Source organism: Rhizobium aethiopicum (genome assembly GCF_014197535.1).
Lineage (GTDB): Bacteria > Pseudomonadota > Alphaproteobacteria > Rhizobiales > Rhizobiaceae > Rhizobium > Rhizobium aethiopicum_A.
Genome location: NZ_JACIFV010000008.1, coordinates 71,132 through 88,938 on the forward strand (window position 1 = coordinate 71,132; position 17,807 = coordinate 88,938).

Sequence of the window (17,807 nt, forward strand, 5' to 3'; positions counted from 1 at the left end):
CGGATCTCATGGAATCAGCAGCGTCGTTCCTGTTGTTCTTCTTGCTTCCAGATCCGCGTGAGCTCGCCCAACCTCACGCAGCGGATAGGTTTGGTTGACATTGATACGCACTTTGTTGCTTTGCACAACATCAAATAGCGCCTTTGCACTATCGTCCAATTCCTGACGCGTGGCGATATAGGTGAAGAGCGTCGGGCGCGTCGCAAAGAGCGACCCTTTCTGGGCCAGCATGGCGAGGGTGAAATTCTCGATCGGCCCGGAAGATTGGCCGAAGGAGGCAAAAAGGCCGCGCGTCTTCAGGCAATCGAGGGACTGTGGAAAAGTATCCCGACCGATCGAATCATAGACGACATCGACACCCTTGCCGCCCGTTATCTCGCGGACGCGGCCGACGAAGTCTTCGCTCTTGTAGTTGATCACATGGTCGTAGCCATGGGCGAGTGCCAGCTTGACCTTGTCCTCTGAGCCCGCCGTGCCGATGACCGTGGCGCCGAGCGCCTTTGCCCATTGGCCGGCGATCAGACCGACTCCGCCGGCTGCGGCATGGAACAGAAGGACGGTGCCGGGGCCGACCTTGAAGGTGCGGTTCAGGAGATATTCGGCGGTCATGCCTTTCAGCATCATCGCCGCCGCCGTTTCGAGCTCGATGCCATCAGGCACATGCACCAGATGGCGCGCCTCGATATTGCGCTCGACGCTATAGGCGCCGTCGGCGCTGGCATAGGCGACCCTGTCGCCGAGCCTGAAATCGCTAACGCCGGGGCCGACCGCCGTCACGGTTCCGGCGCCCTCCTTGCCGGTGACGAAGGGAAGCTGCGGCACCTTATAGGAGCCGTTGCGGAAGTAGACATCGATGAAGTTGAGGCCGATCGCCGCCTGCCGGATCTGCACCTCGCCCGCCGCCGGTGGCGGAAGATCGATCTCGACATATTCGAAAACATCAGGTCCGCCCGTCTGCGAGAATGAAACCGCATGCGTCTTCGTCATGTTGCCTGTCCTAAGCTTCGCGTCCAAGGGAGGGGAAGAATTGCAGCACCGCGCCGATGACGTAAAGATAGAGCCCGGTCACGATGAAGAGAACGAGAGCCCATTGCGGCATCTCGAAATGCATCAGCAGCGAATAGACGCCGAGCGCCGACCACAGGAAAAAGACGCCGAGATTGAGCGGGCGCAGCCTCTTCACCCGGACAGGATGCAGGAAATTGATCGGCAGGAAGGTCAGCACTACCGAAATCGTCACGACGGCGAGCGCCGTCGTGGCGCTGGCATCGATGACGAACAGCGTGAAGACGATCATGTTCCAGACGACGGGAAAGCCGGAGAAAAAATACTCGTCGGTCTTCATGCCCATATCGGCATAATAGATGGCGCTGGAGACGACGATCATGCCGGCTGCGACGAAGGACCAAGGCTCGCCGATCATGCCGCTCTGATAGAGGGCGAAAGCCGGCAGCAGCACATAGGTGACGTAATCGATGATATTGTCGAGCGTATCGCCCGACCAGTTCGGCAGGACTTCCTTTACGCGCACCTTGCGGGCGATCGGCCCATCGATGCCGTCGACCAGAAGCGCCAGCCCCAGCCACCAGAACATGTCGATAAAGCGATGCTCGGCAGCGGCGACGACGCCGAGAAAGGCAAGGAACGAGCCGGACGCCGTCAGGATATGAACGGAAAAAGCGCGCATCTCGGCGTAAGGAACGCGCTTGTAGTTGAAAATCTTCATAGTCCCCCGACCGCCTGTCGCGCTCGCCCCGGCAAGCGTGTTTTTTCGCCATCATAACCGGACCCTGTTCCTGAATCGGGTTGGGTTCGGCGCCGTAGGTCTTTGTTGTCGCACCGCTTTTGCCGAAAATCAGCATTCGGCTGCGGTCCGCCGCTCTAATATGCATCCTTTGCCCGGCTTCGCCAGCAGGAAATAAGACATTCCCCGCTCGTCATTGAATCCTGACAAGGACATGCATATTTCCCTTCTGAAGCGTCGCGTGGAATGGAATGCCTTTAATTCCGGCCGGATTTGTAATATCTCGCTCCCAATCCGACAGTTCATCCGACGAATACGGGATCCGCTACCGAAATGAACGCGCCTGCAAAGACCGAAGACTTCGCCTCGTCCATCCCCGCCGGCGTCTATGCCGAGACGGTGCTCAGCGTGACGCATTACACCGACCGGCTCTTCCGCTTCACGATGACCCGGCCGCAGGGCTTCCGTTTCCGTTCCGGCGAATTCGCGATGATCGGGCTGATGGTCGAGGGCAAGCCGGTCTTCCGCGCCTATTCGATCGCCAGCCCCGCCTGGGCCGAGGAGCTGGAATTCTTCTCGATCAAGGTGCCGGACGGCCCGCTGACCTCGCATCTGCAGGCGATCAAGCCCGGCGATCAGGTGCTGATGCGCAAGAAGCCGACGGGCACGCTGGTGCTTGATGCGCTGACGCCGGGCCGTCGCCTCTACATGTTCTCGACGGGAACGGGCGTCGCGCCTTTCGCCAGCCTGATCCGCGATCCCGAGACCTATGAGAAGTTCGAGGAAGTCATCCTCACCCACACAACCCGCGATGTCGCCGAGCTGAAATACGGCTTCGACCTCGTGCACGAGATCCAGAATGATGAACTGCTGAAGGAAGTGGTCGGCGACAAGCTGCGCCATTATGCGACCGTCACGCGCGAGGATTTCGAATATCGCGGCCGCATCACCGACCTGATCTCGTCGGGCAAGCTGTTTACCGATCTCGGCGTGCCGCCCCTCGATCCGGCAATCGACCGCGGCATGATCTGCGGCTCCTCGGCCATGCTGAAGGATACCAAGGAACTGCTGGAGAAGGCCGGCCTCAATGAGGGCGCCAACAGCAAGCCCGCCGAATTCGTCATCGAACGGGCCTTCGTCGGCTGACGTTTTTTTTGCGACAAGCAGATTTGAAGCGGCTCCGGAAACGGAGCCGTTTTTATTTGCGGGCGAGATAGTCGATCAGTGCCGCCATTGCCGCATGCGCCTGATCCGGTCTGCCCCGCTGGATGGGCCGAATGACGGCTACATGCAGCGCGATGGCGCGGTCCATTCGTTCAGGGCTTGCGGTGGAATACCAGAGGCGACGCGAATGCGTCTGCACCGGGCCGAGCGCGGCCGTTATGAAGCCATTCGGACAGGCATCCTCGAGGATCTCGTCAAAGGTCTTGTCGGCGGCGAAGAAGCCGGTGAGATCGCCGGTGGCAGCGCATTTTTCCATTGCATCGGCACAATCGCCGAGGCGCTGGCGCTGTTCATCCGTCGCGTGTTCGGCAACCAGGCTTGCTGCGATCGGCTCAAGCTCACGGCGCACCTGCATGACATCGCCATGATCCTGCGGCGCGATCTCGGCAACCTGCAGCCCGACGCGCGGCTTCACCAGGATGAGCCCCTGCCAGGCGAGTTTCTGGATCGCCTCACGCACCGGCGTCCGTCCATGACCGGCCAAATCGATCAGCTGCTTTTCGGTGACGGGCGCGCCAGGCTTCAGCGCCAGCGTGACGATCAGATGTTCCAGCGCAAGATAGGCGAGATGACTCTGTGAGGTCTGCATGCCGAAAATCCGCTGCGCGACTGGTATATCAACTTCTCGCATGCTGAAAAACGCAGGGCAAGTCATACTGATACCGTATGCGAATAACGATTTGCGTATCTCGGGATTGAGTGCCCCAGAAATCGTTGCTCTGCTCAGCGAAACGGAATTGCAACCCCGTCCTTTGACGATTGCCATGCACAGCGCGAAATGGTCCTATGAGGTTCATGAGTTAGTTTCATGGAGCTCGCAATGTCTCCCGACGACATCGACCTAAACCTTCTGCGCGTATTTGATGTGCTAATGCAGGAAAGAAGCGTTACGCGCGCCGCTGATCATTTGGGGCGGACCCAATCCGCTGTCAGCCACTCACTGGCGAAGTTGCGTATTATTTTCAAAGACGAGCTGTTTACGCGCGACGGTGCATTGATGAGGCCCACGCCTCGCGCATTAGAGCTTATCGGAGACTTATCTGAAGCTCTCGGAAAAATCCGCGCGGCGATCGGGCGCTACAGGGTTTTCAACCCTTTGACAACCACACGAAACTTTCGCGTGGGACTGACCGATTATCATGCAATGATTTTCATCCCTGGTCTCATTCGGGAATTCTCCAAGCAGGCGCCACAGGCCACCCTAAATGTCATACCCGCCAACCGGGCTGAAGCTGAAAGCGCAGATTATTTCCGACAGGTCGACTGCACTCTGACGGGCGCAAGGCTGAAGGACGACCCCAACCTGACGAAGACAGAACTAGGGCAGGATAGGATACTCTGCGCCGTTTGGAGCGGCAGCGAAATCGCCAGGAGCGCCTTGAGTTTGGACAGATATCTTTCGGCATCTCACCTTCAAATTTCCGCTGATGGGCTGTCCGAGGGTTTGGCCGATGGAGCACTCGGAGAGCGTGGCCTACGGCGGAAGGTCGTCGCGACCATTTCGAATTACCTGGTAATGCCTTGGGCATTGAGAGGGACGGATCTGATTACCCATTGCGGCGACGGCATTTTTCAAATGCTTGATGGCACAAGCGAGGTGACACTCCTCTCGCCGCCCATTCCCATCACTTCTGTCAGCGCGAGCCTCGTCATTCATCGGCAGATGGTCACCGATCAGGGGACCCTCTGGCTGCGCCGGCTGATAACTGAATTGTATCATGCCGCTCAAATCAGAAAAAACGAAGTCATTTTGGCAAGGAACATTGTCGCGTGAGCGACGAGAAGGCTCGGCTTTGACGCACAGTCCGCGAGTTCTACTGCCCAACGGTACATGAATTTTTCTCATAAACCGGATGATGACAATTAATTTGACGATTAACCGTCAGCCGGCCACCCTCTTTTGCAGAAATCAAAAAAGGGGATCTTATTATGCAGAAATTAATGGCTGGCGTTCTGGGTGCGGCAATCGCCGTTTATGCATGCCCTGTCTGGGCGGGGACCTTGGACGAGGTCAAGGCAAAAGGCGTCCTCACATGCGGGACGAATCCGGCAACGGCGGGCTTCAGTGTCCCTGACAATGACGGAAAGTGGACAGGCTTCGTCGTCGATTACTGTCGTGCCGTGGCTGCTGGCGTGCTCGGCGACGCCACGAAGGTCAAGTTCATCCCGCTCAACGCCAAGGATCGATTCACTGCACTGCAGTCCGGCGAGATCGACATCCTGGCCCATAATGCGACGTGGACATCATCGCGCGACACCTCCCTCGGCATCATCTTCGCCGGCACCTACTTCTACGACGGCCAAGGCTTTATGGTTCGCAAGTCGGAGAATATTCAATCTGCCAAGGCTCTTGACGGCGCATCGATCTGTGTGTCGCAGGGGACCACTGCCGAATTGAACCTCGCCGACTATTTCCGCACCAACGGGATGACTTATAGCGCCGTTGGTTTTGCGGACGAAGAGGCCGTTATCAAGGCCTACGAAGAAGGGCGCTGCGACGTTTTCTCAGCAGACACTTCGAGCCTGAACGCCGCGCGTATCCGTATGGCGAAGCCCGACGAAAACATTGTGCTCCCCGAAATCATTTCGAAGGAGCCGCTGGGGCCTGCAGTTCGCCAAGGTGACGACCAGTGGCTGAACATTGCCAAGTGGACGCTCAATGTCATGCTCGCTGCTGAAGAGTTCGGCGTCACCTCGAAGAATGTCGACGAGATGAAGAACTCCGGTGATCCAAATATCCGCCGCCTCTTGGGCGTGGAAGGAAGCTTCGGCAAGGATGTCGGGCTCGGAGCGACATGGTCTCAGGACATCATCAAGCAGGTTGGCAACTATTCCGAGATTTTTGAGCGTTCGATCGGCAAGGAGTCTCCCTTGAGGATAGAACGCGGTGTGAATGCGCTCTGGAGCGCCGGCGGCCTTCAATACGCACCTCCCATCCGCTGATAGACCGAGGCCGCCACGAGAAGCGGCGGCCTCTTCCTAGTTGAGAGGAACGAATGGTTGACATGGCTCAGCCTGCGCCTGTGCGCAGCACCTTCTCGATCTATGACAGAAGGATTCGCGGAATCGCCTACCAAGCCGCATTGGCTGCAAGTCTGGTTGTGGTCATCGCAGCGATTGCAACCCAAACTGTTTCGAACATGAAACGGCGTGGCATTCCTCTTACTTTTGATTTTTGGACGCATACGTCAGGTTTCCAGATCAATCAGACCCTCATCCCCTACGACACCCTGTCAACCTATGGACAGGCCTTTTGGGTGGGTGTTGCGAACACGCTCCTGGTCAGCGCACTCGGTATCGTGCTTGCCACGATCATCGGTTTCCTGATCGGCATTTCACGCCTTTCAAGAAACTGGATAGCAGCCAAGGTTGCGACCTCCTATATCGAAGTCATTCGAAATATCCCGCTGCTGCTTCAGCTTCTGTTCTGGTACAACGCAGTCCTCAAGCCGCTGCCCGCTCCAAAGGCATCGATCTCCCTTCCAGGGGGAATCTACCTCAACAATCGCGGAATCATAATGCCCACGGTTGAATTTCTGGCGGGAGCCGGCTGCTTCGCGGTGGCAATCCTTGCCGGGGTGGCTGTCGCTGTTGCATTCGCAGTCTATGCCCGAGCCTTTCAGAAGCGAACCGGCAAGCAGCTTCCAGTCCTCCTGGTCACCATCTTCTCCCTCATCGGGCCGCCGCTGCTTGCTTATTCAGCAGTGGGCAGTCCCTGGACCTTCACCTATCCTGAATTGAGGGGTTTCAACTTCCGCGGCGGCCAACAGGTCTACCCTGAATTCGCGGCCCTGCTCATCGGTCTTTCTGTTTACACGGCATCATTTATCGCTGAAATCGTCCGCGGAGGCATTCAAGCTGTTTCCAGAGGACAGACAGAAGCGGCCCACGCACTCGGTCTCCCTCAGGGCAAAACCTTGCGCTTGGTCGTAGTCCCGCAGGCTTTGCGGATCATCATCCCGCCTCTGACCAGTCAATATCTGAACTTGATCAAAAACTCATCGCTTGCCGTTTTCATTGGTTATCCCGATCTCGTTCAGGTTTTTGCGGGATCGGTACTCAATCAAACGGGGGCGGCGGTGCAGGTGATGGCCATAACGCTCGCGGTCTATCTCGTCATCTCCTTGATCACGTCGGCCGCCATGAACGCCTTCAACCAGAGTTTTGCGCTCGTGGAGAGATGAGATGAACGACACTCTTCATGCACCGGCTACATATCGATACGACTATCTTCCCTCGGTCCCGCCTCCACCGGACATCCAGCCCGGCCCCGTGACCTGGGCGCGAAAGAACCTGTTTTCGAGTCCTTTCTCCTGCCTTTTGACCGTGTGCTTCACCGGGCTGGCAGTGTGGCTCGTTTCGCAATTCCTGAGCTTTGCGCTGGTAAAGGCGGTGTGGAGCGGTGACAGCGAAGTCTGTCGTGCCAATCCCGACGGCGCATGCTGGTCCTTTATCGGCGCGAAGCTGAGCTATCTGCGGTACGGGGCATATCCGCCGACAGAGCGCTGGCGCGTCGACCTAACGCAGCTGATCGGTGCCGCCTTGATCGGCTGGCTCCTATGGCGGAGCGCCCCGCGCCGCAACATAGCCGCGCTGCTGTTTTTCGGCATTTATCCCATTGTGGCGTTTGCGCTGCTTCGTGGCGTGGAAACGATTGGTCTACCGGTCATCGACACCACGCTTTGGGGCGGAATGATGATCACGCTCTTGATGTCCGTCGTAGGAATCGTGTTTTCGCTGCCGCTTGGTATCGTTCTCGCACTCGGCAGACGGTCCGAACTCCCAATCATCAAGGCCGCTTGCGTCTTTTACATCGAGGTTGTCCGAGGCGTACCTTTTATCACCGTACTCTTCATGGCGAACTTCATGATGCCTTTGTTTGTGCCTGAGGCGTTTACGCCGGACAGGCTTTTGCGCCCAATGATCGGCACTGCCCTCTTCTCGGCGGCTTACATGGCGGAAGTGATTCGTGCCGGGCTGCAGGCTATCCCCAACGGGCAATATGAAGGGGCTCAGGCTCTGGGTGTCAGATACTTCACGATGATGAGGCTTATCATCTTGCCTCAAGCGCTCACGATTGTGATTCCCGGCATCGTTTCGACGTTCATTGGACTGTTCAAGGACACGACGCTCGTCGCAATCGTCGGCATAGCAGATTTTCTGCGGGCGGTCGAAACCGCCCGTGTCGATCCGACCTGGGCGGGTCCCACCATCTCGTCAACCGGTTACCTGTTTGCCGCGATTGTCTACTGGGCCTTCTGCTTCGGGATGTCTCGGTATTCCATGTCGGTGGAACGTCACCTCGCGCGCGGCCACAAATCATAGGAAGTGTCGATGTTGAATAATCCAAAGTACGCGCCAAACCGCGAGGCCAAAAAGGTCATGCTGTTCGACGAGCCGACCTCGGCGCTCGATCCTGAGATGGTCAAGGAAGTCCTCGATACTATGACCTCGCTCGCAACAGAAGGCATGACAATGCTCTGTGTGACGCACGAAATGGGTTTCGCCCGCGAGGTCGCCGATCGTGTCGTGTTTATGGATCAGGGGCAAATTGTCGAGATGGCCACTCCAGATGAATTCTTCCGGAGTCCTCGTTCCGACCGAGCACGGCAGTTCCTGCGACAAATTCTGAGGTGATCGTCCCCGCTCTTCCGATGCGCTGCCTGCGCCAACATGACCATTAGGATCTGACCGATGACACAATCCCGTGCACCGGCGACCAGGAAACTGGGCGCCGAGGAGTCGAATTTTGACATTGTCCATGATCGCAGCCAATTCGGTTCCGCGAAATGGGCCAATCAATGGGACGAGTTCTCTCCCCGTGTCGACGGCAGCGGCCTGCTATCGCTCTGGACGGCCGACATGGACTTTCGTGCGCCGGAACCGGTGATCGCACGCCTGCGCGAGGCCGTCGATCATGGAATCTATGGCTATACGAAGCGTGATCCGCGCCACTATGAGATCGTAAGGTCGTGGTTCCAGCGCCGCCACGGCTGGAGCGTGGATATCGAGACGCTGCTCCCCGCGCCGGCAATCATGCCCTCCGTCGCTGCTATTTTGCGGACCTTCACGCAACCCGGTGACGGGGTCATTGTTCAAGCTCCGGTCTATTCCCCCTATTTTCAAGTCGTCCGTGCCAATGGCAGGCGCCTGCTCATCAATCGCCTGAGGCTTGCGGACGGCGCCTACGAGCTCGACCTGGAGGATTTTGAACGGCAAGCCGCAAATGGTGCCCGCGCACTCCTATTGTGCAATCCGCACAACCCTGCTGGCAAGGCCTGGACACGCGAGGAACTGACCAGCCTCGACGCCATCTGCGAGCGCTACGGCATTCTGGTGATCTCCGACGAAATTCATTGCGATATTCGACTGAACGACCGGCCTCATATCGTATTCTCCTCGATCGGCGATGCCGCGGCGGCAAAATCCTTCATCTGCACAGCACCGACCAAGACATTCAACCTCGCCGGTGTGCCTGCGGCTACCCTGTCCGTCGCCGACCCGGAACGCCGCGAGGAGCTGTTCCAGGTCATGCAAGCATCGTTCATGCTGAACGCCAACTATTTCGGGCGGCTGGCTCTTGAAGTCGCCTATAGCTCCGGCGATCAGTGGCTCGACAGCCTTACACGCTACGTTCGCGACAATGTCGATCTCGTATCGCGCAGAGCGGCGAGCGATCTCCCCGGCATCACGCCTATGCGACCGGATGCATCATATTTGATTTGGCTCGACGCGCGAGAGTTGGATGCAAAGGTGGAAGGCGTCCATCGATTCTTTGTCGAACAGGCGGGGGTCAACCTTTACGACGGACGCGTCTATGGGCCGGGTGGAGAAGGGTTCATCCGATTAAATGTCGGCTGTCCGCGCTCAGTCCTCGAAGGAGCGCTGGCACGCATGGCAAGCGCCCTCGCGTCGCTGTAGCTGCGCAATCACCCGGCATTGTCCCGGCTCTGATCAATGGCCGTGTGCTTGTGATCGCCCGGCTGTCGAACCTGCGGCGAAGGCGCAGCCGCTAGTTGCAATTACCAATGCCGGCGACTTCTTTCACTCGTGCCGCAACGCCTCGATCGGATTGAGCTGTGCTGCCCGTCTCGCCGGAAAATAGCCGAAGATCATGCCGATCGCGGCGGAGAAGAGGAAAGCGACGGCGACCATCATCGGGCTGAAGACGAACGGCACTTTCAGGAGGGTGACCGCCACCAGACCGAGGCTCAGGCCGAGCACGATGCCGGTGATGCCGCCGAAGAGTGAGAGGGCCACCGCCTCGACGAGGAACTGGGTGAGCACCTGGTTTTCGAGCGCGCCGATCGCCAGACGGATGCCGATTTCGCGGGTTCGCTCGGTGACGGAGACCAGCATGATGTTCATGATGCCGATGCCGCCGACGAGCAGGCTGATGGCGGCGACGGCGCCGAGCAGGCCAGTCAGGAGCGTCGTCGTGCCGGTCATCGCCTCGGCGATCTGCGTCATATCGTTGACGTTGAAATCGTCCTGCCGGCCGGGAATGATCTTGCGGCGCTCACGCAGCAGATTTTCGACGTCGGCCTGCACCTTGGCCGTGGACACACCGTCCCGCGCCGAAATGATGATCTGCGGCACGTTGCTGTTGCCGCTGATACGCCGCTGGAACACCTTGACCGGCATGATGACCACGTCGTCCTGGTCGGTGCCCATGCCGGACTGGCCGCGCCTGGCGAGCACCCCGATGACCGGGCACGAAACCTTGCCGACGCGGATCTGCTGACCGAGCGGGTCGGCGGCGCCGAAGAGCTGCGAGCGCACCGTCTCGCCGATGATGCAGCGGGACTGGCCGCGCTCCTCGGCGGGGGTAAAAGTGCGGCCGAGCGCCAGGTTCCAGTCCTGCGCGACGAAGTAGTCGTTGGTGGTGCCGTAGACACTGGTCGAATGGTTCTGACCGCCAAAAATCACCGTTGCCGTCGACTGGTTGAGCGGCGCTACCGCTCTCAAGCCGCCGATCTGGTCGCGGATGGCGGCGACATCCTTGACGCTGAAACGTTTGGCCTCGGAACTCGCCCGGCCGGGGCCGAACTGGCCGGGACGGACGAACAGCATGTTGGTGCCGAGCCGCGACAATTCGGTCGAGACCTGGGCGGTCGTGCCGTTGCCGATCGTCACCAGCGCGATGACGGCGGCAACGCCGATGACGACGCCAAGAACGGTGAGGAACGAACGCAGCATGTTGCGGCTGATGGCGCGCAGCGCGAGCTTCAGCGTCTCAAAGAACATGATCCGCCCTCCTCCGATGCTCCAGCTCAGTCTCCAGCTTGCCGTCGACGAAGCGCAGCAGCCGCTCGGCATAGGCGGCGATATCGGGCTCGTGCGTGACCATGACGATGGTGATGCCCTGCTCGCGATTCAATCGCGTCATCAGATCCATGATTTCGACGCTGGTCTTCGTATCGAGATTGCCCGTCGGCTCGTCGGCGAGCAGCAGTGCCGGCTCGGTGACGATGGCGCGGGCGATGGCGACGCGCTGCTGCTGGCCGCCTGACAGCTCCTGCGTCTTGTGATGCTCGCGGCCGGACAGGCCAACCAGCGCCAGTGCCTCGCGCGCCCGTTCGCGCCGTTCGCGCACCGCCATGCCGCGATAGATCAGCGGCAGTTCGACATTCTCGGCCGCCGAGGTGCGCGACAGAAGGTTGAAGCCTTGGAAGACGAAGCCCAGCATGTGGCGGCGCAACAGCGTCAGCTGACCACGGTCGAAGCCGCTGGTCGGGATGCCCTGGAAGATGTAATCGCCCGATGTCGGCACATCGAGGCAGCCGAGAATGTTCATCGCCGTCGACTTGCCGGAGCCAGACGGCCCCATGATCGCGACGAATTCATGGGCATCGATCGCCAGATCGACATGGTCGAGCGCACGGATTGCGGCCTCGCCCGCGCCATAGATCTTCGAGACCTTCTTGAATTCGATCAGCGGCGGGTTTGTCATCCATCTCTCCGCCTAGTTCGTCCGCACCGTGGCGTCGGTCACCAGGGGGTCGTTTTCCTTGATCTCGCCTGAAATCACCTGCGTGAACTGGCCGTCGGACGAGCCGACCTGGATGACGACGGGCGCGGCGCGGCCGCTGCGCAGCACCCAGACGCGGCGCTGCGCTCCCGTCAGCACCTCACCGGAACTGCCGCCGCGCCGGCGTGGCGGCCCGAAGATCCCGAGAATGCCGCGGCCGCGCCGTTCCGCCTGCGGCGGGGCATAACGCAGCGCGGCGTTCGGCACCATCAGCGTATCCTTGACGGCCTCGACGGTGATGTCGGCGGTCGCCGTCATGCCGGGGCGCAGCAGCAGGTCGGCATTGTCAACCGAGAGCACCGCCTTGTAGGTCACCACGTTGTTGACCACTTCGGAGGCGAAGCGGATCTGCTCGATCTCGGCGGGGAACGACCGGTCGGGATAGGCATCGACGGTAAACTTCGCCTTCTGGCCGACGGCGATCTTGCCAACATCGGCTTCGTCGACATCGACCTGCAGCTCCATCTTTTTCAGATCGCCGGCGATGGTGAAGAGAATGGGCGCCGAAAGCGAGGCGGCGACGGTGGCGCCCGGATTGACGGAACGGGTGAGAATCACGCCATCGATCGGTGAGACGATCTTTGCCTTGGCGAGATTGACCTCGGCAAGCTGCAGGTCGGCCTCCGAGGCCAGAACCTCGGCTTCGTTGATCTGTTTGGCGGCGACGGCGGAATCATATTTGTAGGTGGCGTCGTCGAGGCTCTGCTGGGTGGAGACATTGCTCCTGACCAGGCTCTTCAGCCGCTCGAGCGAGGTGCTTGCCGATTCGAGATCGGCATTGGCCTTGGCGACGTTCGCCTTGGCCGAATTGACCTTGGCGCGCGAGCTCTTCACATCCGCCTCGAGCTTGTTGGTGTCGAGCAGCGCCAGTACGTCGCCGGCCTTGATCGTGCTGTTATAATCGACGTTGACATCGCGGACGGTGCCGGAAAGTTCGCTCGATATATCCACCTGCTCGGTCGGCTGCACCGAACCGGTGGCGGTGACGAGCACCGTCAGGTCACCGCGTTTTGCCGGCTGCGTGGTGTAGCTCACCTCGCTTTGCCCGCGGCCGATGTAGAAGTAAGCGGCAGCGGCAGCGAGGAGGATCAGCAGAACGAGCAGACGCCCGCGCCAGCGGCCCCGCTTGTTCTGCCTTGCCGACGCGGCAAGAACCGCTGCGAGGTCGGGCGTCGTGCCGGCCTTTGCTCCGGTTTCGTCGCTTACGATCTTGTTCATGTCATCCTCGATCAGTCAGTGGCCGCATCGGCCTGCAATGAAATAATCACACCGCAGATGAACCGGGAATTAGCGTTGCCGCCGAACTGGCACGGAATTGCGGACAGGTGAAATGAAATATTGGTAAGAAAACTCAAGTTTCCGCACGGCAGAGCCCATTGCGCAAAAATCCGTAGCGTTTTCGCACTCCTGACAGGCAACAATTGCCGACGGTCAATCGGCATCCTCGGCATATTGCTCGGCATCCGGCAGCGGATGCAGCCAGGCTTCGCGCCGCTTGATCCAGACTTCATGGCTCGGCTCAAGATCCGTTGGCGGGCTGTCGAGCGAGCCGAGGCGGATTTCCACCGTCGCCTCCTGCAGGCAGAAAAGCCTGCTGCCGCAGGCGGGGCAGAAGCTGCGGCCGGCGAAAGTGGCAATTTCGCCGCTATGGGAGAAAGCCGATCGAGGCCAGAGCGCGAAGAAGACGAAGGCGGAACCACTCGATTTCCGGCAATCGGCGCAGTGGCAGAGGCCGACGCGAAGCGGCTCGCCTTCCACTCGATAGGCGACCGCTCCGCAAAGGCAGCTTCCCGTTCTGATCCTCATGGACGGCCGTCAGGAGTCGAGCTTGGTGGGGAGCCGCGGCGGACGGCGCTTTGCCGCCATCAACAGGTCGAGCTCGGTGGCGGAGGGGCCAAACTTGTCATAGAGGCGCTTGGCCTCCTTGTCGTCCAACCGGTATTTTCTGGCAAATTCGCTCATGCTGTAGGGGCGGCCACGCAACACTCTTCGCGCCGGGGTCGCCGTTTTCGGTGCGTCGGTCATGGTTTTCTCCTTTCATCAGCTTCCCTGTAAGTTAGAGCGGCCCATCTATTTGAAAAGACTCGAGCGGCCTCGGCAGGGCCATCAACCGAAGCGGATGCGGCTGATTTTCCTGGAACCTTTTTTGCCGAGAGACGGTTTTCGAAGCGAGGCTGCGGGCCGCTAGAGAACATCGGGATTTTTCCGCTTTCTCCCGGTGGCCAACGAAATGGCAGGCGAGCTCCCTACCCGCCCGGTCCGCTTCCTCATCCTCCTCTCTCCGGCGAGATCACGAAATATTAAAATGCGGAACGCATGCGCCGGAGCGAGGTTGTGAACTCGAGGTCGACGTGGCCTCAGTTCAAAACCAAGGAGAAACCGAATGGCAAACCAAGGTGGAACCCACGAACAGCACGTCAAGGCTGGGCAGCAGAGTCACAAGAACGACTCCAATACCCGCAGCGCCTCTTCAGGCGGTCGCGACGCGCAGTCCAGCGGAACCCGCGGCGGCAGCCATGAGCAGCATGTAAAGGCTGGTCAACAAAGCCACAAGAACAGCCACTAAGGCTTTCATGACATGAAACTCGGCCCGCGCCTCCATTCCGGCGCGGGCTTTTTGTTTCAAGACAAACGCCGGCCGTCCTCACCGAAGAGGTGCAGCACAGCGGGGTCGAGATGGAGCGGCAGGCTGTCTCCCGATTTCATCTGCTGCTGGCCGGCAAAGACGGCGATCAACCTCTTGCCGGCGGTTTCGGTGTGGACGACGGTTTCAGAACCCAGCTCTTCGACAAGGGTGATCCGCGTGTCCAGCCTGCCTGCGGCGGCGGCATCGGCGAGGCTGATGTGCTGTGGCCGGATGCCGATGCTGACCCTCTCGCCCGTCGGGCGCGCCTCCCTGGCAAGGACGGAAAGACGATGGCCGCCGACGGTTTCGACTTGCGTGAAACTGCCATCGTGGCCGACGATCGAGGCTTCCAGAAAATTCATGTGCGGCGCGCCGATAAAGCCGGCGACGAAGCGGTTGGCCGGTTTGTTGTAGAGTTCCAGCGGCGTCCCAACTTGTTCGATCCTGCCGCCTCTCAGCACGACGATTCGGTTTGCGAGCGTCATCGCCTCGACCTGATCGTGGGTAACGTAGATCATCGTTGCCTTCAGGCGGGCATGCAGGGCGGCGAGTTCGGCGCGCATGCTCACCCGAAGCTCGGCATCGAGATTGGAGAGCGGCTCGTCGAGCAGGAAGGCATCCGGCCGGCGCACGATGGCGCGGCCGATCGCGACGCGCTGGCGCTGGCCGCCGGAGAGCTGCCCGGGGCGGCGCTGCAAGAAAGGCTCGATCTCCAGCATGCGGGCGGCGTCAGCGATGCGCGCTTCGATCTCGGCCTTGGCCACCTTGGTGTTCTCCAAGCCGAAGGCAAGGTTTTCGCGCACGCTCATATGCGGATAAAGAGCATAGGACTGGAAGACCATGGCAAGGCCGCGGTCGGCCGCACCGATTGCGGTGACGTCCTTGCCGTCGATGGCGATACTGCCGCCGGTGGGCTTGTCGAGACCGGCGATCAGGCGCAGCAAAGTCGATTTTCCACACCCGGACGGGCCGACGAAAGCGACGAACTCGCCGTCATTCACCTCAAGCGAGACATCGCGGATGACCTCGACGGCGCCGAAATTCTTGACGATGTTCCTGAGCTCGAGTCCGCTCATGCACTCTCCTGTTTCATATTATTTCAGCCCCGAGCCGGCGATACCAGTCGTGATGAAGCGCTGCAGGAAGACGAAGATCAGCACGACGGGGATCATCGAGACGACGGTCATGGCGAGAATATAGTGCCACTGCACATTGAGCTCGCCGGCATAGACATTGAGGCCGACCTGCAGCGTGTAGAGTTCCTTGCGCGACAGCACGATCAGCGGCCAGAGGAAGTCGTTCCAGCGCCAGACCACCGAGAAGATCGCCAGCACCGCCAGCGCCGGGGCCGACAGCGGCAGGATGATGCGCCAGTAGATCTGCCATTCGCTGGCCTTGTCCATGCGCGCCGCATCGATCAGTTCATCGGGGATCGTCAGCATGTATTGGCGCAATAGGAAAACGCCCGTCGGCGTGGCGACAGTCGGCAGGATGACGCCCCAGAGGCTGTCGAAGAGGTTCAAGCTGCCGATGACCGAATAGAGCGGCACGACGATCACCGAGAGCGGCACCATCAGCGTCGCTAGGATCATCAGCATGACGGCGGTGCGGCCGGGAAACTGGTATTTCGACAGCGCGAAGGCGGCCATGGAATTGACGAGCAGGGTAATGGCCGTCGCCACGACCGTTACGAAGACGGAGTTGCGCAGGAACAGGAAGAAGTCGAAGCGCTGGAAAGGCTCGGTGTAGTTATTCGCGGCGAATTCGACCTCACGGACCGGCGTGCGGTCCTTGATGTTGACCTTGACGATTTCGCCAGGCTGTTTCGGATCGACCATCTGACCCATGATGCCGATGCGGCGGACTTCGGCGAGCACGTGGGTGCTGCCATCCGGCATCGTCACATTATAGAGCGGCAAAGGCTTGTCGTAGCCCGGCACCACGGCCTGCTCGGTGACATAGGGCAGGACGGACGGCGGGAACTCGGCGAGCGCCGCCGGCGTCTTGAAGGAGGAGAAGACCAGCCAGATGGCCGGGCCGAACATCAGGATGACGCCTGAGATCAGCCAGATCCAGGTGACGACGTCGGTCCAGTGCCAGCCGCGGCCGCGGCGGCGAAGCAGGAAGGTGGCGACGGCGCTCATAGACGTTTGCCCTTCTTCTCGTTGCGGCTGCTTGCGGCGAGCTGAACCAGCGTCAGGATGACGAGCACGATGCCCATCAGGATCGAGGCGGCCGAGGCCAGGCCGGGATTGCGCAGCGAACTGGCAAAGCCGGTCTCGTAAATAAACTGGGTAATGTACATGGTGCTGGTGCCGGGCCCGCCGCCGGTGAGCACGAAAACCTCGTCGAAGATCTGCACGGCGCGGATCAGCGCCAGAACCAGGACGACGATGAGGTTCGGCATTAAGAGCGGCAGGGTGATGCGCCGGAAGACACGGGTGGGGCTGGCCTTGTCCATCGCCGCCGCCTCATAGAGATCCCTCGGGATCGCCTGCAGGCCGGCGAGCAGGATCAGCGCGTAAAAGCCCATATGCGCCCAGACCGACACGAAGACGGCGAAGAAGAAGGCCCAGAAACGATCGCTGAGCCAGGAGAAGGGTTCGAAGCCGAAAGGGCTCAGCGCATAGTTCAACAGGCCTTCACGCTGCAGGATCCATTTCCAGATCAGGCCAACGACCACGGGGGACAGCAGCACCGGAAAGAAGAAGACGGCGCGCCAGAAGCCGCGATTGGAAAGCTCGCGGTTGAGGATCAAAGCCGTTGCGAGTGCCGCGACCAGCATTGCCGAGACCTGGAAGACGACGAAGACGGCGGTGTTGCGCACGGCGGCCCAGAAGGTGTCGGCAGCACAAGTCGAGGGGTCGAGATAGGAGCGGCAATCAAAGAGGATGCGGTACTGCTCGGCGCCGACATAGGTCCTGTTCGGCAGGAAAATGGCGCCGCCGCTCGTCGTCGAATAGATGAAGTTGATGACCAGCGGCAGGAGCACGAAGATGGAAAAGATCAGCATGTTGGGCGCCAGAAAGACGCCCGCCATGCCATTCAGCCCCGTCAGCTTCTGCCAGGCGCGCATCGGGATATCGACGATCCCCATGGCGAGCCTGACAGGCGCAAGGAGCGCCTGCCGCAGACCGGCTTTCGCCGGCGGTTCGGAAGAAACTGTCCCGTCCGTCATCCGC

The 17,807-nt window shown here is 60.1% G+C and carries 18 protein-coding genes and 1 pseudogene; 8 read left to right on the forward strand and 11 right to left on the reverse strand.

Annotated features, from left to right (window positions below):
- Window positions 1-6: 6 nt before the first annotated feature.
- Together GGD53_RS13520 and pcsA are read right to left on the reverse strand one after the other, a co-directional pair.
- Window positions 7-987, reverse strand: coding sequence for a quinone oxidoreductase family protein (locus tag GGD53_RS13520; RefSeq protein WP_184456723.1), 981 nt, complete (start codon window positions 985-987; stop codon window positions 7-9).
- A 10-nt stretch (window positions 988-997) separates the two neighbouring features.
- On the reverse strand, window positions 998-1,726 hold the full coding sequence (pcsA, locus tag GGD53_RS13525; RefSeq protein ID WP_184456725.1) for a phosphatidylcholine synthase: 729 nt from the start codon (window positions 1,724-1,726) through the stop codon (window positions 998-1,000).
- A gap of 351 nt (window positions 1,727-2,077) precedes the next feature.
- Here pcsA and GGD53_RS13530 point away from each other — a divergent pair, with 351 nt between their 5' ends.
- Entirely contained in the window at window positions 2,078-2,890 is an 813-nt protein-coding gene (locus GGD53_RS13530; RefSeq protein ID WP_064806129.1) for a ferredoxin--NADP reductase, read from the forward strand.
- A gap of 52 nt (window positions 2,891-2,942) precedes the next feature.
- Here GGD53_RS13530 and GGD53_RS13535 read toward each other — a convergent pair whose 3' ends face one another.
- Window positions 2,943-3,557, reverse strand: a complete 615-nt coding sequence (locus GGD53_RS13535) for a GntR family transcriptional regulator (RefSeq protein WP_184456726.1) — start codon at window positions 3,555-3,557, stop codon at window positions 2,943-2,945.
- 231 nt (window positions 3,558-3,788) lie between these two features.
- On the opposite strand from GGD53_RS13535, the gene GGD53_RS13540 reads away from it, so the two are divergent.
- The 6 genes and pseudogenes from GGD53_RS13540 to GGD53_RS13565 all read left to right on the forward strand — a co-directional run bounded on the left by GGD53_RS13540 (window position 3,789) and on the right by GGD53_RS13565 (window position 9,889).
- The gene (locus GGD53_RS13540) at window positions 3,789-4,742 is read left to right on the forward strand and encodes a LysR family transcriptional regulator (protein WP_184456728.1); all 954 of its coding nucleotides are present in this window, start codon (window positions 3,789-3,791) and stop codon (window positions 4,740-4,742) included.
- Between the two features lie 155 nt (window positions 4,743-4,897).
- On the forward strand, window positions 4,898-5,911 hold the full coding sequence (locus GGD53_RS13545) for an amino acid ABC transporter substrate-binding protein (RefSeq protein ID WP_184456730.1): 1,014 nt from the start codon (window positions 4,898-4,900) through the stop codon (window positions 5,909-5,911).
- 53 nt (window positions 5,912-5,964) lie between these two features.
- Window positions 5,965-7,152 (forward strand): amino acid ABC transporter permease, encoded by a 1,188-nt coding sequence (locus GGD53_RS13550; RefSeq protein WP_184456732.1) that lies wholly within the window; start codon window positions 5,965-5,967, stop codon window positions 7,150-7,152.
- A 1-nt stretch (window position 7,153) separates the two neighbouring features.
- Window positions 7,154-8,293, forward strand: coding sequence for an amino acid ABC transporter permease (locus GGD53_RS13555; RefSeq protein ID WP_246717768.1), 1,140 nt, complete (start codon window positions 7,154-7,156; stop codon window positions 8,291-8,293).
- Window positions 8,294-8,344: 51 nt separating this feature from the next.
- A pseudogene (locus GGD53_RS13560) lies at window positions 8,345-8,605 on the forward strand (amino acid ABC transporter ATP-binding protein); the annotation flags it as partial.
- A 57-nt stretch (window positions 8,606-8,662) separates the two neighbouring features.
- Window positions 8,663-9,889, forward strand: a complete 1,227-nt coding sequence (locus GGD53_RS13565) for a MalY/PatB family protein (protein ID WP_184456734.1) — start codon at window positions 8,663-8,665, stop codon at window positions 9,887-9,889.
- 123 nt (window positions 9,890-10,012) lie between these two features.
- Here GGD53_RS13565 and GGD53_RS13570 read toward each other — a convergent pair whose 3' ends face one another.
- From GGD53_RS13570 to GGD53_RS13590, 5 genes are all read right to left on the reverse strand, one after another.
- Window positions 10,013-11,215 carry an ABC transporter permease gene (locus GGD53_RS13570; protein ID WP_184456736.1) on the reverse strand — a complete coding sequence of 401 codons (1,203 nt, stop codon included), beginning with the start codon at window positions 11,213-11,215 and terminating at the stop codon, window positions 10,013-10,015.
- Entirely contained in the window at window positions 11,205-11,921 is a 717-nt protein-coding gene (locus GGD53_RS13575; protein ID WP_184456738.1) for an ABC transporter ATP-binding protein, read from the reverse strand. The genes GGD53_RS13570 and GGD53_RS13575 overlap by 11 nt, the downstream gene beginning before the upstream one ends.
- A 12-nt stretch (window positions 11,922-11,933) precedes the next feature.
- The gene (locus GGD53_RS13580) at window positions 11,934-13,217 is read right to left on the reverse strand and encodes an efflux RND transporter periplasmic adaptor subunit (RefSeq protein ID WP_184456740.1); all 1,284 of its coding nucleotides are present in this window, start codon (window positions 13,215-13,217) and stop codon (window positions 11,934-11,936) included.
- Between the two features lie 213 nt (window positions 13,218-13,430).
- Window positions 13,431-13,805 carry a GFA family protein gene (locus GGD53_RS13585; RefSeq protein WP_184456743.1) on the reverse strand — a complete coding sequence of 125 codons (375 nt, stop codon included), beginning with the start codon at window positions 13,803-13,805 and terminating at the stop codon, window positions 13,431-13,433.
- A 9-nt stretch (window positions 13,806-13,814) separates the two neighbouring features.
- Entirely contained in the window at window positions 13,815-14,024 is a 210-nt protein-coding gene (locus tag GGD53_RS13590; protein ID WP_064708964.1) for a hypothetical protein, read from the reverse strand.
- A 358-nt stretch (window positions 14,025-14,382) separates the two neighbouring features.
- On the opposite strand from GGD53_RS13590, the gene GGD53_RS32235 reads away from it, so the two are divergent.
- On the forward strand, window positions 14,383-14,565 hold the full coding sequence (locus tag GGD53_RS32235; RefSeq protein ID WP_004673791.1) for a hypothetical protein: 183 nt from the start codon (window positions 14,383-14,385) through the stop codon (window positions 14,563-14,565).
- A gap of 56 nt (window positions 14,566-14,621) precedes the next feature.
- Here GGD53_RS32235 and GGD53_RS13600 read toward each other — a convergent pair whose 3' ends face one another.
- The 3 genes from GGD53_RS13600 to GGD53_RS13610 are packed head-to-tail and all read right to left on the reverse strand — an operon-like array spanning window position 14,622 to window position 17,803.
- The gene (locus GGD53_RS13600; RefSeq protein ID WP_184456748.1) at window positions 14,622-15,701 is read right to left on the reverse strand and encodes an ABC transporter ATP-binding protein; all 1,080 of its coding nucleotides are present in this window, start codon (window positions 15,699-15,701) and stop codon (window positions 14,622-14,624) included.
- A gap of 18 nt (window positions 15,702-15,719) precedes the next feature.
- Window positions 15,720-16,769 (reverse strand): carbohydrate ABC transporter permease, encoded by a 1,050-nt coding sequence (locus tag GGD53_RS13605; protein ID WP_184456750.1) that lies wholly within the window; start codon window positions 16,767-16,769, stop codon window positions 15,720-15,722.
- A complete protein-coding gene (locus tag GGD53_RS13610) occupies window positions 16,766-17,803 on the reverse strand; it encodes a carbohydrate ABC transporter permease (RefSeq protein ID WP_184456752.1) in 1,038 nt (345 codons plus the stop codon). The genes GGD53_RS13605 and GGD53_RS13610 overlap by 4 nt, the downstream gene beginning before the upstream one ends.
- Window positions 17,804-17,807: the final 4 nt, after the last annotated feature.

Coding starts and splice junctions, on each gene's coding strand:
- GGD53_RS13520 (WP_184456723.1), bottom strand. CDS start 987: ATGACGAAGACGCATGCGGTTTCATTCTCGCAGACGGGCGGACCTGAT.
- pcsA (WP_184456725.1), bottom strand. CDS start 1,726: ATGAAGATTTTCAACTACAAGCGCGTTCCTTACGCCGAGATGCGCGCT.
- GGD53_RS13530 (WP_064806129.1), top strand. CDS start 2,078: ATGAACGCGCCTGCAAAGACCGAAGACTTCGCCTCGTCCATCCCCGCC.
- GGD53_RS13535 (WP_184456726.1), bottom strand. CDS start 3,557: ATGCAGACCTCACAGAGTCATCTCGCCTATCTTGCGCTGGAACATCTG.
- GGD53_RS13540 (WP_184456728.1), top strand. CDS start 3,789: ATGTCTCCCGACGACATCGACCTAAACCTTCTGCGCGTATTTGATGTG.
- GGD53_RS13545 (WP_184456730.1), top strand. CDS start 4,898: ATGCAGAAATTAATGGCTGGCGTTCTGGGTGCGGCAATCGCCGTTTAT.
- GGD53_RS13550 (WP_184456732.1), top strand. CDS start 5,965: ATGGTTGACATGGCTCAGCCTGCGCCTGTGCGCAGCACCTTCTCGATC.
- GGD53_RS13555 (WP_246717768.1), top strand. CDS start 7,154: ATGAACGACACTCTTCATGCACCGGCTACATATCGATACGACTATCTT.
- GGD53_RS13565 (WP_184456734.1), top strand. CDS start 8,663: ATGACACAATCCCGTGCACCGGCGACCAGGAAACTGGGCGCCGAGGAG.
- GGD53_RS13570 (WP_184456736.1), bottom strand. CDS start 11,215: ATGTTCTTTGAGACGCTGAAGCTCGCGCTGCGCGCCATCAGCCGCAAC.
- GGD53_RS13575 (WP_184456738.1), bottom strand. CDS start 11,921: ATGACAAACCCGCCGCTGATCGAATTCAAGAAGGTCTCGAAGATCTAT.
- GGD53_RS13580 (WP_184456740.1), bottom strand. CDS start 13,217: ATGAACAAGATCGTAAGCGACGAAACCGGAGCAAAGGCCGGCACGACG.
- GGD53_RS13585 (WP_184456743.1), bottom strand. CDS start 13,805: ATGAGGATCAGAACGGGAAGCTGCCTTTGCGGAGCGGTCGCCTATCGA.
- GGD53_RS13590 (WP_064708964.1), bottom strand. CDS start 14,024: ATGACCGACGCACCGAAAACGGCGACCCCGGCGCGAAGAGTGTTGCGT.
- GGD53_RS32235 (WP_004673791.1), top strand. CDS start 14,383: ATGGCAAACCAAGGTGGAACCCACGAACAGCACGTCAAGGCTGGGCAG.
- GGD53_RS13600 (WP_184456748.1), bottom strand. CDS start 15,701: ATGAGCGGACTCGAGCTCAGGAACATCGTCAAGAATTTCGGCGCCGTC.
- GGD53_RS13605 (WP_184456750.1), bottom strand. CDS start 16,769: ATGAGCGCCGTCGCCACCTTCCTGCTTCGCCGCCGCGGCCGCGGCTGG.
- GGD53_RS13610 (WP_184456752.1), bottom strand. CDS start 17,803: ATGACGGACGGGACAGTTTCTTCCGAACCGCCGGCGAAAGCCGGTCTG.